Source organism: Roseivirga spongicola, assembly GCF_001592965.1.
Lineage (GTDB): Bacteria > Bacteroidota > Bacteroidia > Cytophagales > Cyclobacteriaceae > Roseivirga > Roseivirga spongicola.
On record NZ_LRPC01000001.1, the window covers coordinates 1,439,970 to 1,454,732 of the forward strand.

Genomic DNA, 14,763 nt, shown 5'->3' on the forward strand with positions numbered 1-14,763 from the left:
ATATAAGATGGACTTTGATTTACAAGAACTCTGGAATGAGCATAGCGCAGCAATAATTGCTTTCGCCTTAAACCTACTTTTAACCTTCGTTATACTCATAGTTGGTCTATGGGTTATCAAAAGGTTGGTTTCTACTCTCAGAAAGATTTTAACCAAGAAAAATGTAGATCCTACTCTAATCCCAACCTTGCTCGGAGTTGTCAAAATTGGATTAACCACTGTGCTGTTAATAGCAGTTGTAAAGCGATTTGGAGCGGATACAGCGGGCCTAGTTGCCATTTTAGGTGGTTTGTCTTTAGCGCTTGGTTTAGCACTACAGGGTTCTTTGGGTAATTTTGCTGGTGGAATGCTTATTCTTACGCTTAAGCCATTTAAAGCAGGCGATTTTGTGGAGGTAAATGGAGAGTCTGGTACTGTTCATTCAGTTACTATCATCAATACAATACTTAGAACCACAGATAATAAGATTATCTACCTTCCAAATGGTTCTGTTGCAAATTCTAATATCACCAACTTCTCTCATGAAGAAAAAAGGAGATGGGATAAGGTATTTGGAATTGACTACGCTGATGACTTTGAAAAGGCAAAAAAGATTATTCAAGACCTGCTAGCTGCAGATGAGCGTATTCACAAAGATCCTGCTCCATTTGTTCGTGTTACAAACCTTGGAGATAGTAGTGTAGATATTCAGGTAAGAGCCTGGACAGACACTTCTGAACTCTGGAATGTGAACTTCGATATGATAGAAAAAGTAAAATTGGAGTTCGATAAAGAAGGTATCTCTTTCCCTTTTCCGCAAAGAGATGTCCACGTTTATAACGAAAAGTAGAACATCGATTCAAAACATATCACAAAGGGGTGAATGATTATATTTACCCCTTTAATTTTATAGGCATGTCCATTCATAAATCAGAAATAAAGAAGATAACCACACACCAAATTCAAGGCATGAAAGAGCGAGGAGAGAAAATCTCTATGCTTACTGCTTATGATTATTCTATGGCCAAATTGATAGATGGTGCTGGAGTGGATATTATTTTGGTGGGAGACTCGGCTTCAAATGTAATGGCTGGCCATGAGACTACCCTCCCCATCACTTTAGACCAAATGATTTACCATGCCAGCTCGGTGATTAGAGCTGTCGACAGATCTTTTGTGGTGGTAGATATTCCTTTCGGTTCTTATCAAGGTAATTCTTCAGAAGCATTGCGCTCTGCCATTAGAATAATGAAAGAGTCTGGTGCGCACGCGGTAAAGATGGAAGGTGGTGCTGAAATAAAAGAGTCTATTACCAGAGTGCTCAGTGCTGGTGTGCCTGTAATGGGGCATTTGGGACTTACGCCACAGTCTATCTATAAATTTGGTACGTATGCGGTGCGTGCTAAAGAAGAAGAAGAGGCAGAAAAGCTTATTTCTGACGCTAAGTTGCTAGAGGAGTGTGGCTGTTTTGGTATTGTTTTAGAAAAAATACCGGCCGAGTTAGCCAAACGAGTTTCAGAACAAATCAAAATTCCAACTATAGGTATTGGTGCTGGGCCGCATACAGATGGTCAGGTGTTAGTAATGCACGACATGTTGGGAATCACCGCAGAATTCAAACCAAGGTTTTTGAGGCAATATGCTCAAGTGGGAGATATTGTAAATGAAGCCGTTGCCAATTACGTAAAAGATGTTAAATCTGGCGACTTTCCTAACGAAAAGGAAAGCTACTAGTAATCTTAAAAAAGACATATTTTATTACATTGCGCATCCTAAATTTTTAATTAAGAAAATTCTAAAGCTTAATCATGAGTGAACAAAAGATAACCATCAATAACGGTGTGCTGAATGTTCCTGATAACCCTACGGTTCCTTTCATTGAAGGAGATGGTACGGGTGTAGACATTTGGCCTGCTGCAAAAAACGTATTGGATAGTGCCGTAGCTAAGGCTTATAATGGAGCTAAATCCATTCAGTGGAAAGAGGTTTTAGCAGGTGAGAAAGCTTTTAATGAAACAGGTGAGTGGATGCCTGCTGCTACATTAGAAGCTTTTAGAGAGTACTTGGTGGGAATTAAGGGGCCTCTTACAACTCCAGTTGGAGGCGGAATCAGATCACTCAACGTAGCGCTTCGTCAAGAGCTAGATCTTTATGCTTGTGTGCGCCCTGTTAGATGGTTCCAAGGAACTCCTTCTCCGGTAAAAGAGCCAGGTCTTTGTGATATGGTTATTTTCAGAGAGAATACGGAAGATATCTACGCAGGTATTGAGTTCGAAAAAGGAACAGAAGATGCTGCTAAGTTTGCGAACTTGTTGAAAGAGAACTTCCCAACTAGATTCAAAAAAGTAAGATTCCCAGATTCAGCTGGCTACGGAATTAAGCCGGTATCTGAAGAAGGAACTCATAGATTGGTTAAAGGAGCTATCGATTACGCTTTCGACCAAAAAAGAGATTCAGTTACCCTTGTTCATAAAGGTAACATCATGAAGTTCACTGAAGGTGCCTTCAAATCTTGGGGTTACGAATTGGCTAAAGACCAATATGGTGCTCAAGATTATGAGGGAGGACCTTGGCAAGTGATCGAAAAGGATGGTCACAGAGTGATTATCAAAGATGTAATTGCCGATGCTTTCCTTCAGCAAATTCTACTTAGACCTGCTGAATATTCAGTAATTGCTACCTTGAACCTTAATGGAGACTATGTTTCTGATGCTTTAGCTGCTATGGTTGGAGGTATCGGAATTGCTCCTGGTGCAAACATCAACTACAAAACAGGTACTGCAATTTTTGAAGCAACTCACGGTACTGCACCAAAGTATGCTGGTCAAGACAAGGTGAACCCTGGTTCAGTAATTCTTTCTGGTGCTATGATGCTAGAATATTTCGGCTGGCAAGAAGCTGCAGACCTTATTTATTCAGGACTGGAAAAGGCTATTGCCTCTAAAAGAGTTACTTACGATTTTGAACGACTGATGGACGGAGCAACGCTCCTCAAGTGCTCCGAATTCGGAGAAGAAATTGTGAAAAACATGTAAACAAAAGCCCCGTTCAGGGGCTTTTTTAATAAAGTGTTTTTTCATGGCTAAAAGAGTTGTTCCTTTTTTTCCGCTAAAGCTGGTTGCCTTTCCCGGAGAGCAAGTCAACTTGCATATTTTCGAGCCAAGGTACAAGCAGCTTATCAACGAGTGTCTAGAGTCAAACCAGACTTTTGTTATCCCTCTGTTCAATGAAATGATTAGAGATTTCGGTAGCGAAATGAAGGTTGAGAAGTTGGTGAAGCGCTACCCTACTGGTGAGATGGATGTTATTACCAGATGTACTAATGCTGTGCAAATTTTCTCCTTTCAAGAGAAGTTAGAGTCCAAGCTTTATGCTGGGGGAGAGGTTGAGCCAATTGAGAATATTCATGATCAGAACCCCGAACAATGGCAGGAACTACGCACGCTAGCTAAGCGATTGATTGAGGTTTTAAAGATGGAAAGTACTTTTGATGTAGATCTCGTTGAGAATTCGTTTGAGTTAGCACATAAATTAGGCTTATCTTTGGAGCAGGAGTATGACATGCTTCAGATGGTTAGGGAGTCTCAAAGACAGTCTTATATGATTAATCATCTCAAAAGGGCTTTGCCGTTGGTTAGTGAAATGGAAAGAGCCAAGGAGAAGATTAAGATGAACGGCCATTTTCAGCATCATGATCCGCTGAATTTTTAAATATGATCGAAAGTAATCTTTCTGAGTTCGGTACCATTCTCATTTTTATTTTAGGGGCCTTGGTCTTCGGAACGATCATGTTATTCGTTGCAAAGGTAATTCGTCCCGATCGTCCCAATTATGAGAAGTTAACTACTTATGAATCGGGAGAGGATACTGTAGGCTCTGCGTGGGGGCAGTTCAATCTTAAGTTTTATATAGTCGCTCTGATCTTTCTTTTGTTCGAAGTTGAGATTATCTACCTGTTTCCTTGGGCTATCATTTTTGGCGATAAGGAAATGATTGAGGGAACTGATTGGCAATGGGCATGGTTCGCCTTGGTAGAAATGTTCATCTTCATTTTTATCCTTGCCTTGGGCTTGGTTTATGCCTGGAGAAAAGGTTACTTGGATTGGGTGAAGCCGCAGCAAAGGACTTCAGATTTCGTTTCGAAAATTCCTTCGGAAGCCTATAAAAAATACATGAATTAATGGGGTTACTCGATCAGCAACTGGGGCAAGGCGGAATTATAATTTCCAAACTGGAAGACCTTATCAATTGGGCGAGGTTATCATCTATGTGGCCAATGGGTTTCGGTACTGCCTGCTGTGCAATTGAGTTTATGAGCGCTCAGTCTACCCCTTACGATCTAGATAGATTCGGAGTAATTCCTCGAGCCAGTCCAAGGCAATCCGATGTGATGATTGTGGCTGGAACAGTAACCTTTAAAATGGCCGATAGGGTAAGAAGACTCTATGAGCAAATGGCGGAGCCTCGTTACGTAATCTCAATGGGTTCTTGTTCCAATTGTGGTGGTCCATATTGGGAGCATGGTTACCATGTAGTGAAAGGAGTAGACCGAATCATTCCGGTAGATGTGTATGTGCCTGGCTGTCCCCCAAGACCAGAAGCATTGATTGGAGGTCTCATTAAACTTCAGGATAAAATTAGAAGTGAGTCTATTGTGGCTCCTAAAGCAGTAGAAAAACTATTGGCAGAAAGTGAAGGCTGAAGAAATCAAAATATTGCTGGAAGAAAGCTTCCCCAACAAACCATTTGAGTTGGTTGAAAATGCCACTCCTCAAGGCATTGTTGCACCTACAGAAAGTTTGGTGGAGGTGATGACTTTTCTTCATGCGAATGAGCAGCTTTACTTCGATATGCTTTCCTGTATTACAGGCTTAGATAATGGCGTTGAAGCTGGAACGATGGAGGTGATTTATAATCTCTATTCAATTCCCAATGACCTTCATTTAATGATCAAGGTATTACTTGACAGAGAGAAGCCTGAAGTGGATTCATTGGTAGAGCTTTGGAAAACTGCCGATTGGCAAGAGCGTGAGGTTTACGATATGTACGGCATTCATTTTAACAATCACCCAGATTTAAGAAGAATTCTAATGCCTGCAGATTGGGAAGGCTTCCCTTTGCGAAAAGATTACGAGGAGCAGACCTATTACCGTGGAATGAAAGTAAAATATTAGTGGCCAATCAAGTTCAATACATATTCGACAACGAGAATCTGAATAGATCAGCGCCTCAGAAATTCCGTCAGGAAGACCTGAAGCATGACGAGATGATTGTGAATATTGGTCCGCAACACCCGTCTACCCACGGAGTGCTACGCTTGGAGGTTGTTACTTCTGGAGAACAGATTGTAGAGGTTGTGCCTCACCTTGGCTATTTGCATAGGTGCTTTGAAAAGCATGCGGAGAATCTGCCTTACAATCAAACTTTACCATTTACGGATAGAATGGACTATCTGGCTGCCATGAATAACGAACACTCCTTTGCTATGGGAGTAGAGCGCATGCTGGGCATTGATAAAGATATTCCGAAGCGCGTAGAGTACATTCGTGTGGTTGTGGCTGAGTTGAATAGGTTAGCCTCTCACTTTGTAGCACTCGGTAGCTACGGAATGGATATTGGGGCAGTAACCGCCTTCTTCTGGATGATGCGCGATCGTGAGCATATTCTCAGGTTACTTGAGTGGGTTTCAGGTGCTAGAATGCTTTACAACTACATTTGGGTAGGAGGTTTGTTTTACGATCTGCCTGTAGGCTTTGAGGAAAGGTGCTTGGAGTTTGTTCAATACCTAAAACCTAAGCTTAAAGAGCTAGAAAATGTAGTTATCGATAATGCCATATTCGTCAATAGAACAGCCAATGTGGGTGTGTTGCCAATAGATTTGGCCATTAATTATGGCATTACTGGCCCGATGCTCAGAGGCTCTGGCCTAAAATATGACTTGAGAAAAGTTGATGCCTATTCGGTTTACCCAGAAATTGACTTCGAAATCCCTATAGGAAAGGGTCAGATGGGGCAGTTAGGTGATTGTTGGGACAGAACTTGGGTTCGTGTACAAGAGTGCTATGAATCCATCAGAATCATTGAGCAGTCACTAGAAAAGCTCACTAAAGAGCACAAAAGAGATCGTGATTTTGACCCTCGTGCTATGGTGCCGAAAAAGATTCGTCCTAAAGCCCAAGATTTATATGTACGAGCAGAAAATCCTAAAGGTGAAACTGGCTTCTACTTTAGAGCAGACGGAAGATCGGATATTCCTTTCCGATGCAAAGCTCGAGGAGCCAGCTTTGTCAACCTTTCCATCATCAATGAGCTCGCTAAAGGTGGTCAAATAGCAGACCTTATAGCGGTAATTGGCTCAATTGATATAGTGCTGGGCGAAGTAGATCGCTAGAGTAGTTCCCTCAGGTTATTCTCCCTGATATAAGCTCTCTGACCTCTCCATTTGATTTCGTACCAAATGTCTTTCTTCCCTATTACCTCTACTTTATGGCCTTGTCCAACCACTTCAATGAGTTCTGCGGCAGCCGAAGGGCCAGTCATTAGGTAGGCGTTACTCTGCATAACCAAAGCCCTTGTCTTATTAGCGTTCAGGTTGGTGACATAGAATACTAAGGCTAGTACAATCACAAGGCTAATGGCCAGGCTAGGTGATTTGATGTTGTGCTTCCTGATTTTCCTGAACATCATTCCGAGTATCAGAATACATAGCGCGAATAGCACTCCTAAAATCTGAAGCTTATAGTCTTCTACAATCTTTTTAGCCTGCTCAAACTGAGACATGTTGTAGCCCTCTAAACCATTTACCGTGGCGAGTTGCTCCATTTTTTTTAGCACGTCTTCATCTGCAGTTAAGCGATAATAGTCGTTCAGATAGAGAAAAGTTTTTCCAAGATTGCCCATTGCCTCATTGCTGTAAGCCATTTTTAGCAGCATTGCGGGCGTTGCTTCTTGTGATTCGGTGTAGATTTTCTCGTAAATTCTGAGCGATTGAGTATATCTTCTCGCGGAGAATAAAGAATCTGCTTCTTTTATTTCATTTGTAACCGACTGTGAAACAGCGGTTTGAGAAATAAAAATGATTCCGATGAATATTAAATGTAGAAATTTGAAAGCTCTGTTTTGCATTTTGTTTCTAAGGTCTTACCTTTGCACTCGCAATTAAGGAAAACGACCTTAATCACACAAAAAAAATTCTTGATCTGGTAGCTCAGTTGGTAGAGCATCTCCCTTTTAAGGAGAGGGTCCTGGGTTCGAGCCCCAGCCAGATCACATCTCCTAAAAGCCTCTGAATTTTCAGAGGCTTTTTTTATTGCCTCTTGGTTCAGAAACCGTTCGCTATCTAAAACAATTTTCCAGATAAGTAAAGTGCTTTTCTGTTGAGGGCTTTTCAATTTCTCCGAGAAAACTGGTGATAATAGCATATTCGAAATCTACGAATCATTAGCCGGGATAATGTTTTTTAGTTAAACAGTTTTCTTTAGATTTAGTGATTATTAACATTTCTCTTGAAGAAACTCTCGGCCATATTGCTCCTTCTTTGTTTGGCAATGTATCAGTTCGGATACTTTGCGGCAGACTATTGGGTGGGCAAGCATATTGATAACAAGTGGTCTGAGAAAATCTATGCCGAATCATTCGATGAAAGTAATATTGAACTGATTAAGGTGCCTATCTCTGTGCCTTACATGCCAGATGATCAAGAGTTCAAAGTGGTAAATACTTCTTATGAAGAAGGAGGTAAGTTCTATAGAGTATTAGAGCAGCGCTACAGAAACGATACTTTGGAGATGAAAGTAGTTGCCGATAACTACAAGATATTTTTAGAGTCGGTAATCAATGAATGGATCTCAACCACAGAAGCAGACTCACCTTTAGATGCTGTGGGTAAGCTGCAAGCAAAAGTTATTTCTAAAGAATTCAATTACAATAAATCAATCTTGGGTGAAAGACCCTTTTCTGGCTTGGTAGAGGCCACTAAAGCAATCGAAAGCAATCATTTTTACTCTACTCTAAAGCTAGATGTTCCTACTGAACCCCCGCGCGAGGTGTAATCATTCCTACTATTGAGAGCATTTGATGATGCTCTTGGTCATTATTCCAGAGGATTTATAAGAGCTAAAAAAGGCATTTTGCCTCCCTTGATCTATTTTTTATCGGGTTCAGATTTTTTTAATGCTCAGCTATACTTTGTGAGTAATGACAGGCTGTTGGGCACTATTACCAAGGCAGTCATTTAATCCTGAATACATGTTTTTTAAATGAAGTTCATGGGCTCTGTCTTTGAATGGATAGGAATTGTGTTTACCAAAAGTTAAACCGCCCTAGCAGAGGTGTTTGTTCGCTTCTATTTTTTGCTAGTAATCTGTATTCGGGTTTTAACAGGTAGCAATTGATGTGGAGTCAATGCCCAAGATTCCCATCAAGCTACTTGATTAAATAAATTTTGAACCAAAGAAAAGACATGAACTGATTATAGATTAAGCAATCAATTAAGTTTACAGCCCACCGTCATTGTGCAATCTGGCGGTGGGTTTTGTTTGCGCTTTTTTGTAACCCTTAAATACTGTTCTGATAAACTCGCGTTATCTTAGCAACCAATGAAAAATGATAATCCTATAGGTATTTTCGATAGTGGTTTAGGTGGCTTAACCGTAGCTAATGCAGTTTATCGTTTGCTAAAAAATGAGCAGTTAGTGTATTTTGGAGACTCTGCTCATTTGCCATACGGAGATAAGTCTGCTGCAACCATTCAGGCCTATTCGGTTAAAATCTGCGATGTTCTACTTCAGAAGAATGCCAAGCTTATACTGATAGCATGTAATTCTGCTTCTGCGGCAGCCTATGAGTTAGTAAAGGCCTATGTAGGATCAAAAGCTAAAGTGCTTAATGTAATAGATCCTGTAGTGAATTATGTGGCCGAAAAATATGCAGGAAAACATGTAGGGCTAATTGGTACTAAGCAAACGGTGGGTTCTGGCGTTTATGAATATCAACTTAAGCTCAAAGATCCCTCTATAAAGTTTTCTGCCTTGGCTACTCCATTATTGGTCCCAATGATTGAAGAGGGCTTTCATAACAATAACATCTCTGAAGCCATCATTGAGCAATACCTCAGTGATTCTGTTTTGGAAGGTATTGATACCCTCATTTTGGGGTGTACTCATTATCCGCTCATAAAAGATGCAATTGATAAGTTTTATGGAGGAGCGATAGAAGTAATAGATTCTTCAGTAATTGTTGCTAAAGCTCTAGAGGCTTATTTAGAGACAGAAGGCCTTGCAGCTGAAAAGCTTTCTAAAGACCATGAATTCTTAGTTTCCGATATTACGCCTTCCTTTGAAAAAGCAGCTGAGCTCTTCTTTGGAAGAAAAGTGCCGTTGGAAAAACATATTCTCTGGGAGTAGGTTCAATTAGCGTGTCTGAACTAAATTTGGGGCGAGATAATTAATAACCTAGTAATTCGGTAGGATACAGATTATCACATCCGAGAATTAAGTGTTTTATTTGCATTAACCAAGGGCAGAATTATAGCGTGTACGCATTCCTATTTTTCCTTATTTTTCTACTGATCTACACGGTTTTTGCCGTTTATGCCGAACGTAAAATCTCTGCTTTCATTCAGGATAGATACGGTCCGATGGAAACTGGCTATTACGGCCTGCTTCAGACTGTAGCTGACTTACTCAAACTCATCCAGAAAGAAGATATTGTTCCCTTTAAGGCTGATAAAAAACTCTTTAAACCAGCGCCTGTAATTATCTTTTTGGCTGTATTTGCTGGTTTTGCTGTGCTACCGCTCACTTCAGACTTTGCTGGTTCATCGGCACAAATTGGAATTTTCTACTTGTTAGCCATCGTGTCGTTAGATGTGGTGGGTATTCTTATGGCCGGTTGGGGGAGTAATAGCAAGTATGCCCTTTGGGGTGCCATGCGTTCTGTGGCTCAAATTATTTCATACGAAATACCGCTTGGCTTAATGGTGGTTTGTGTGGTTATGATTTCGCAAACGCTCAATCTTCAAGAAATTACTTATCAACAGAGTATTTGGTGGAATCAGATTAATCCCGAAGCTGAGAATTATCTTTTTGGCATTAAAGCACTTGGCATTGAAACCACAAATGTAGGCGGCATTCTTACTTGGAACATACTGAGGTCGCCACTGATGCTTATCGGTTTTGTCATCTTCTTTATCTCTTCTTTGGCTGAAAGTAACAGAGCTCCTTTCGACATACCAGAGGCCGAATCGGAGCTTGTAGGTGGTTTTCATACAGAATATTCGGGCTTTAGGTGGGCGTTAATCATGCTTTCGGAATATGGTATGATGCTGCTGGTTTCTTTCTTAGCCGTAATCTTGTTCTTAGGTGGCTGGAATTCTTTTTTGCCAAATATCGGTTCAGTAAAACTGGCAGAATGGACCAGCGGTGAGCCTGGGACTTTGGCAGGTCACCTTTGGGGAGCTTTCTGGATGATTTCTAAAGCCTTGTTTTTGGTGGCAGTGCAAATGTGGGTGAGATGGACATACCCAAGGCTAAGGCTAGACCAACTGATGAACTTGAGTTGGAAGTACCTTACTCCTGCTTCAATTCTTTTAGTTTTGTTGAGCGCAGTATGGAGGCTGCTGATGATATGAAGGGCTATTGGAGAAACATACGGACTGCTGTAGATACGCTAAAAACGGGCTTGAAGGTAACTGCCAAGCACATGAAAGATGCGCGTACTCAAAGAACAGCTATTGTGCCTGAAGCTGATAATTACTTTGAAAAGCAGAACGCCATTTTTACGGTTCAATATCCTAAAGAAAAACTACCAGTTCCGGACCATGGCCGCTACAAGTTGCACAACGAAATTGACGATTGTATTGTCTGTGATAAATGCGCAAAAGTTTGCCCTGTAGACTGTATAGATATTATTCCTCTTAGAGCGGTTGAAGAAATAGGGAAAACTAGCGATGGAACGCCCAGAAGAATTTATGCCGAGAAGTTCAACATCGACATGGCCAAATGCTGCTTCTGCGGCCTGTGTACAACAGTTTGTCCAACCGAGTGCCTGACAATGACCGATGAGTATGACTTTAGTGCATACGACTTTGAAGAGCATAACGTGCCTTTTGCCAATATGACGCCTCTTGAGATTCTTCAGAAGAAGAAGGAATTGGAAGAGTTTAATAAGCAGAAAGAGGCTGCCAAGGCGCTTAAAAGGGAAGAGGTAGTACCGGAAGAAAAAGCAGCATCGGGTGCGAAACCAAAGGTAGGAGCTGCCAAACCAGCATTTAAACCTAGAGTGCCTGGTGCTAAGCCTAAAGTGGTGGGGAAACCACAAATTCCTGCTAAAAAAGAAGGTGAAGAACCTAGTGGCGAAGAATCTCAGAGTAAACCGAAACCGGTTTTCAAACCAAGAGTTCCTGGGGCAAAACCTAAGGTGGTTGTGAAGCCTGAAATGTCTCCTGGAAAAGCTGCTGAAGAAGAGTCTGGCCAGGAGCCAAAGTCTAAGCCAAAACCAGTGGTTAGGCCTAAAGTTCAGCCGAAGAAGCAAGAGAGCGAAGAGTCAAATGAAACTTCAGACAAGGCTCCGCGACCTGTGATAAAGCCGAAAGTGCCTGGGGCTAAGCCCAAAGTGGTAGTGAAACCAAAGGTGCCTACCAAGAAGGTTGCAGAAGAGCCTAAAGAGCAAGAAGCTAAGTCTAAGCCAAGACCTGTAATGAAACCGAAGGTTCAGCAAAAAAAGGACGAGGCTAACCAGTCAGAGAGCAAGACGGAACTGCCAAAAAAGGCTGCAAGGCCAGTGATAAAACCAAAGATTAAACCTAAAAACACGGATAGCGATAAGGAAGAATAAATGGAGTTAGAAGCAATACTTTTTTACTTCTTTGCTGGCATTACAGCGTTTTCGGTGCTCTTTATTGCAGTAACCCGAAACATACTTTATGCTGCTTTTGCGCTCATTCTAACTTTCATTGGAGTAGCTGGCTTATTCGTTTTCATGGGAGCCGAATTCATTGCCATTACCCAGATTCTTGTTTATGTAGGCGGAATATTGGTGCTCTTAGTATTTGGTATAATGCTAACGCATAGGTTGAAAGGGCAAAAACTTAAAACCGATAGGTATCAAATGCTCTTTGGTTTTTTGATATCAGCAGGAATTTTCGGCCTGTTCATACAATCAATTCATTCAGGAGCATTTTCCAATTTGCCTTGGGTAGATCAAGAGTACTCGCAAGAAGTAGAGCTTAAGTCATTTGGACTGAGTCTAATGACTGATTATGTGTTGGCCTTTGAAGTGATAGGTATACTACTTTTGGTAGCTTTAATTGGAGCAGTGCGAATAGCTGGTAACGCAAGAAAGGAGGGAACAGATGCTGCTTAATACCATGCTGCTGTTAGGAGCTTTAATGTTTTGCGTGGGCTTGTTTGTGGTCTTTACCAGAAAAAACGCCATTATGGTACTTATTGGCATTGAACTAATGCTCAATTCTGCCAATCTCAACTTAGTTACGTTTAGTCGCTTCGACCCTCAAGCCTTGCAAGGTCAGATTTTTAGTCTTTTTGTTATTACCATTGCAGCAGCTGAAGCAGCAGTGGCTTTGGCCATAGTGGTAAAGGTCTACAAATACTTCAAGACCTCTGACCTAGATAAAATTAACTCCATGAAGGGATGATAGATCTGTTGGATATCATATCGCCCCAAAGCTCAGCTTACCTGCCATGGATTCTGGCATTGTTGATATTGCCTATTTTTTCTTTTGCTACCACAGGTTTTATGAAGGGAAAGGCACCTTATTGGTCTTCGGCCATAATTGCCAGCAACCTTTTAGTGGCTGCTTATCTTGCTACTGTATTCTGGAATGAGCCATTAACCATTAGAGGCAATTGGTTTAAGCTTGGAGAGAATCAGTTCACGTATTCATTCTACTTAGATAAGTTGGCACTGACGATGTCGCTTATAGTGAATTTTGTGGCTTTGCTAGTGCATATTTTCTCTACAGAGTACATGCGCACAGATGCCAATAAGCCACGGTATTTTGCTTACCTAGGTCTGTTTACGTTCTCAATGATGGGTATTGTGCTCTTCAATGACCTTCTATTTATTTTTATTTTCTGGGAATTAGTAGGCGTATCGTCTTACCTGCTCATTGGTTTCTGGTTCCAAAAGAAATCAGCTTCTCTTGCGGCCAATAAGGCCTTTATCTTAAACAGAATTGGAGACCTCGGTTTTATCACTGGCTTAATGATACTGTTCACTCAGTTCCATTCACTCGATTTAGATGCTGTAAAGAGCCTAATGATTATGTCGGAGATTGAAGATGGTAATTGGGTGGTGAATTTTATGCAGGGAGGTAAAGAAGTTATTAGCAGCATGGATGGCCGTTGGCTGAGTGCTGGAGGTATTGCTTTATTCTGTGGGGCTGTTGGTAAATCTGCACAGTTTCCACTGCAAGTTTGGCTACCAGATGCCATGGAAGGTCCAACACCAGTTTCCGCTCTTATACATGCGGCAACCATGGTGGCAGCGGGTGTATATATGCTAGCAAGAATTTTCGTGCTGCTCGATGCTCAGGCACTGGAGGTGGTGGCTATTGTTGGAGCGGTTACTGCTTTTATGGCGGCCATTGCAGCGTTGTCTCAGTTCGATATTAAAAAAGTATTGGCCTATAGTACCATTTCTCAACTGGGTTATATGGTTTTGGCCATGGGGGTTGGGGCGTATAGCGCTGGGCTTTTCCACCTAATTACACATGCTTTCTTTAAGGCAGGGTTGTTCTTAAGTGCAGGAATTATAATTCACCAGTTACATCATTTGGAGAAAGGCGGAAAAAAATTCGATCCGCAAGATATGCGAGTCATGGGCGGATTGAGAAGAAAGCTGCCAGTCACCTTCTTCGCTTTTGTTATTTGCTCTTTGGCTTTGGCTGGCTTGCCAGGCTTCTCTGGTTTTCTTTCTAAAGACGCTATTTTGCTAGACCTAGCGGTTTGGGCAGATATTAAAGGTGGAGGCTTCTACATACCAGAAGTTTTGGCTTTTATGACGGTGGTGCTTACAGCTTTCTACACATTTAGAATGATTTATCTGGTCTTTTTCGGAGAGTTCCGATTACCAAAAATTCTAGGAGATGCATCACTCCCAAATAAACTGAAAGAAGGGAACTTGTGGGTTACAGTGCCTGCTGTCATTTTCGCCTTGTTGTCTTTTACTTTCCCATTTGGGTTTACGCTTAACGCTGACCATAGCTGGGTGATGGAAGCACTAAAAACACCAATGTATCTGGTGCCTGAAAGCTATGCAGCCACTAGTTTGTTAGATGTGCCTGAAGAAACATTTCACGGCCTTCATAAAACGGTGAATATTGTTTCCATTCTTTTAGCACTGGCGGGTTTGTTCATTGCTTGGCTATCGTACAAGCCAGGAGCCAAATTAGAGAAGACTTTTATTGAAAGAAGGGAGCCTGTTGGGGTTCTGGGTCAGATTTCATTCTACCATTGGTATCAGAACTCACTTTATCAGAACATATTTTTGAAAGCCATATTGGCGAAGTCTAGAGCACTGGCTTGGTTCGATCAGTACGTGCTGGACGAGGCTGTTAATCTCTTGGCTAAGCTGAATGTGGTTATTGCCCATGTTACACGCTGGTTCGATCAGGTTTTTGTTGATGGACTTGTGAATCTGACGGCCGCTTCTGTTGGAAAAGTGGGGCAATTGACCAGAAGTATTCAGTCAGGTAATATTCAGGCTCAAATTCTGGTGACTTTCATATTTTTATTAACCTTAATTTTGCTGCTAGTTGTTTAG

General features: G+C 41.5%; 16 protein-coding genes and 1 tRNA gene. 16 read left to right on the forward strand and 1 reads right to left on the reverse strand.

Annotated features, from left to right (window positions below):
* Positions 1-7 precede the first annotated feature (7 nt).
* The 8 genes from AWW68_RS06285 (at position 8) to AWW68_RS06320 (ending at position 6,370) form a co-directional block, all read left to right on the forward strand.
* Positions 8-829: a mechanosensitive ion channel family protein gene (locus tag AWW68_RS06285; RefSeq protein ID WP_068217999.1), complete on the forward strand. Its 822-nt coding sequence runs from the start codon at positions 8-10 to the stop codon at positions 827-829.
* Positions 830-894: 65 nt separating this feature from the next.
* Entirely contained in the window at positions 895-1,713 is an 819-nt protein-coding gene (panB, locus tag AWW68_RS06290; protein WP_068218003.1) for a 3-methyl-2-oxobutanoate hydroxymethyltransferase, read from the forward strand.
* A gap of 74 nt (positions 1,714-1,787) precedes the next feature.
* On the forward strand, positions 1,788-3,014 hold the full coding sequence (gene icd, locus AWW68_RS06295; protein ID WP_068218006.1) for an NADP-dependent isocitrate dehydrogenase: 1,227 nt from the start codon (positions 1,788-1,790) through the stop codon (positions 3,012-3,014).
* 43 nt (positions 3,015-3,057) lie between these two features.
* The gene (locus AWW68_RS06300; protein ID WP_068218009.1) at positions 3,058-3,690 is read left to right on the forward strand and encodes an LON peptidase substrate-binding domain-containing protein; all 633 of its coding nucleotides are present in this window, start codon (positions 3,058-3,060) and stop codon (positions 3,688-3,690) included.
* Positions 3,691-3,692: 2 nt separating this feature from the next.
* Positions 3,693-4,160 (forward strand): NADH-quinone oxidoreductase subunit A, encoded by a 468-nt coding sequence (locus AWW68_RS06305; protein WP_068218012.1) that lies wholly within the window; start codon positions 3,693-3,695, stop codon positions 4,158-4,160.
* Entirely contained in the window at positions 4,160-4,681 is a 522-nt protein-coding gene (locus AWW68_RS06310; RefSeq protein ID WP_068218015.1) for an NADH-quinone oxidoreductase subunit B, read from the forward strand. The genes AWW68_RS06305 and AWW68_RS06310 overlap by 1 nt, the downstream gene beginning before the upstream one ends.
* A complete protein-coding gene (locus tag AWW68_RS06315) occupies positions 4,671-5,153 on the forward strand; it encodes an NADH-quinone oxidoreductase subunit C (RefSeq protein ID WP_068218019.1) in 483 nt (160 codons plus the stop codon). Before AWW68_RS06310 ends, AWW68_RS06315 begins: the two co-directional genes overlap by 11 nt.
* 38 nt (positions 5,154-5,191) lie before the next feature.
* Complete coding sequence (locus AWW68_RS06320) at positions 5,192-6,370, forward strand: NADH-quinone oxidoreductase subunit D (protein WP_455430847.1); 1,179 nt, start codon at positions 5,192-5,194, stop codon at positions 6,368-6,370.
* On the opposite strand, the gene AWW68_RS06325 is transcribed toward AWW68_RS06320, so the two are convergent.
* On the reverse strand, positions 6,367-7,104 hold the full coding sequence (locus AWW68_RS06325; protein WP_068218028.1) for an SH3 domain-containing protein: 738 nt from the start codon (positions 7,102-7,104) through the stop codon (positions 6,367-6,369). The two genes, AWW68_RS06320 and AWW68_RS06325, sit on opposite strands and share 4 nt — an antisense overlap.
* Positions 7,105-7,175: 71 nt before the next feature.
* On the opposite strand from AWW68_RS06325, the gene AWW68_RS06330 reads away from it, so the two are divergent.
* The 8 genes from AWW68_RS06330 to nuoL all read left to right on the forward strand — a co-directional run bounded on the left by AWW68_RS06330 (position 7,176) and on the right by nuoL (position 14,763).
* Positions 7,176-7,248: transfer RNA gene (locus tag AWW68_RS06330), tRNA-Lys, on the forward strand.
* A 236-nt stretch (positions 7,249-7,484) separates the two neighbouring features.
* Entirely contained in the window at positions 7,485-8,030 is a 546-nt protein-coding gene (locus AWW68_RS06335) for a hypothetical protein (protein WP_157717545.1), read from the forward strand.
* Between the two features lie 546 nt (positions 8,031-8,576).
* Entirely contained in the window at positions 8,577-9,383 is an 807-nt protein-coding gene (murI, locus tag AWW68_RS06340) for a glutamate racemase (protein ID WP_068218033.1), read from the forward strand.
* 128 nt (positions 9,384-9,511) lie between these two features.
* Positions 9,512-10,609 (forward strand): complex I subunit 1/NuoH family protein, encoded by a 1,098-nt coding sequence (locus tag AWW68_RS06345; RefSeq protein ID WP_068218036.1) that lies wholly within the window; start codon positions 9,512-9,514, stop codon positions 10,607-10,609.
* Complete coding sequence (locus tag AWW68_RS19905) at positions 10,492-11,814, forward strand: 4Fe-4S dicluster domain-containing protein (protein ID WP_221405969.1); 1,323 nt, start codon at positions 10,492-10,494, stop codon at positions 11,812-11,814. The genes AWW68_RS06345 and AWW68_RS19905 overlap by 118 nt, the downstream gene beginning before the upstream one ends.
* Complete coding sequence (locus AWW68_RS06355) at positions 11,815-12,342, forward strand: NADH-quinone oxidoreductase subunit J family protein (RefSeq protein WP_068218039.1); 528 nt, start codon at positions 11,815-11,817, stop codon at positions 12,340-12,342.
* 4 nt (positions 12,343-12,346) lie between these two features.
* Positions 12,347-12,634 carry an NADH-quinone oxidoreductase subunit NuoK gene (nuoK, locus tag AWW68_RS06360; RefSeq protein ID WP_245660215.1) on the forward strand — a complete coding sequence of 96 codons (288 nt, stop codon included), beginning with the start codon at positions 12,347-12,349 and terminating at the stop codon, positions 12,632-12,634.
* Positions 12,631-14,763, forward strand: coding sequence for an NADH-quinone oxidoreductase subunit L (nuoL, locus tag AWW68_RS06365; RefSeq protein WP_068218046.1), 2,133 nt, complete (start codon positions 12,631-12,633; stop codon positions 14,761-14,763). The genes nuoK and nuoL overlap by 4 nt, the downstream gene beginning before the upstream one ends.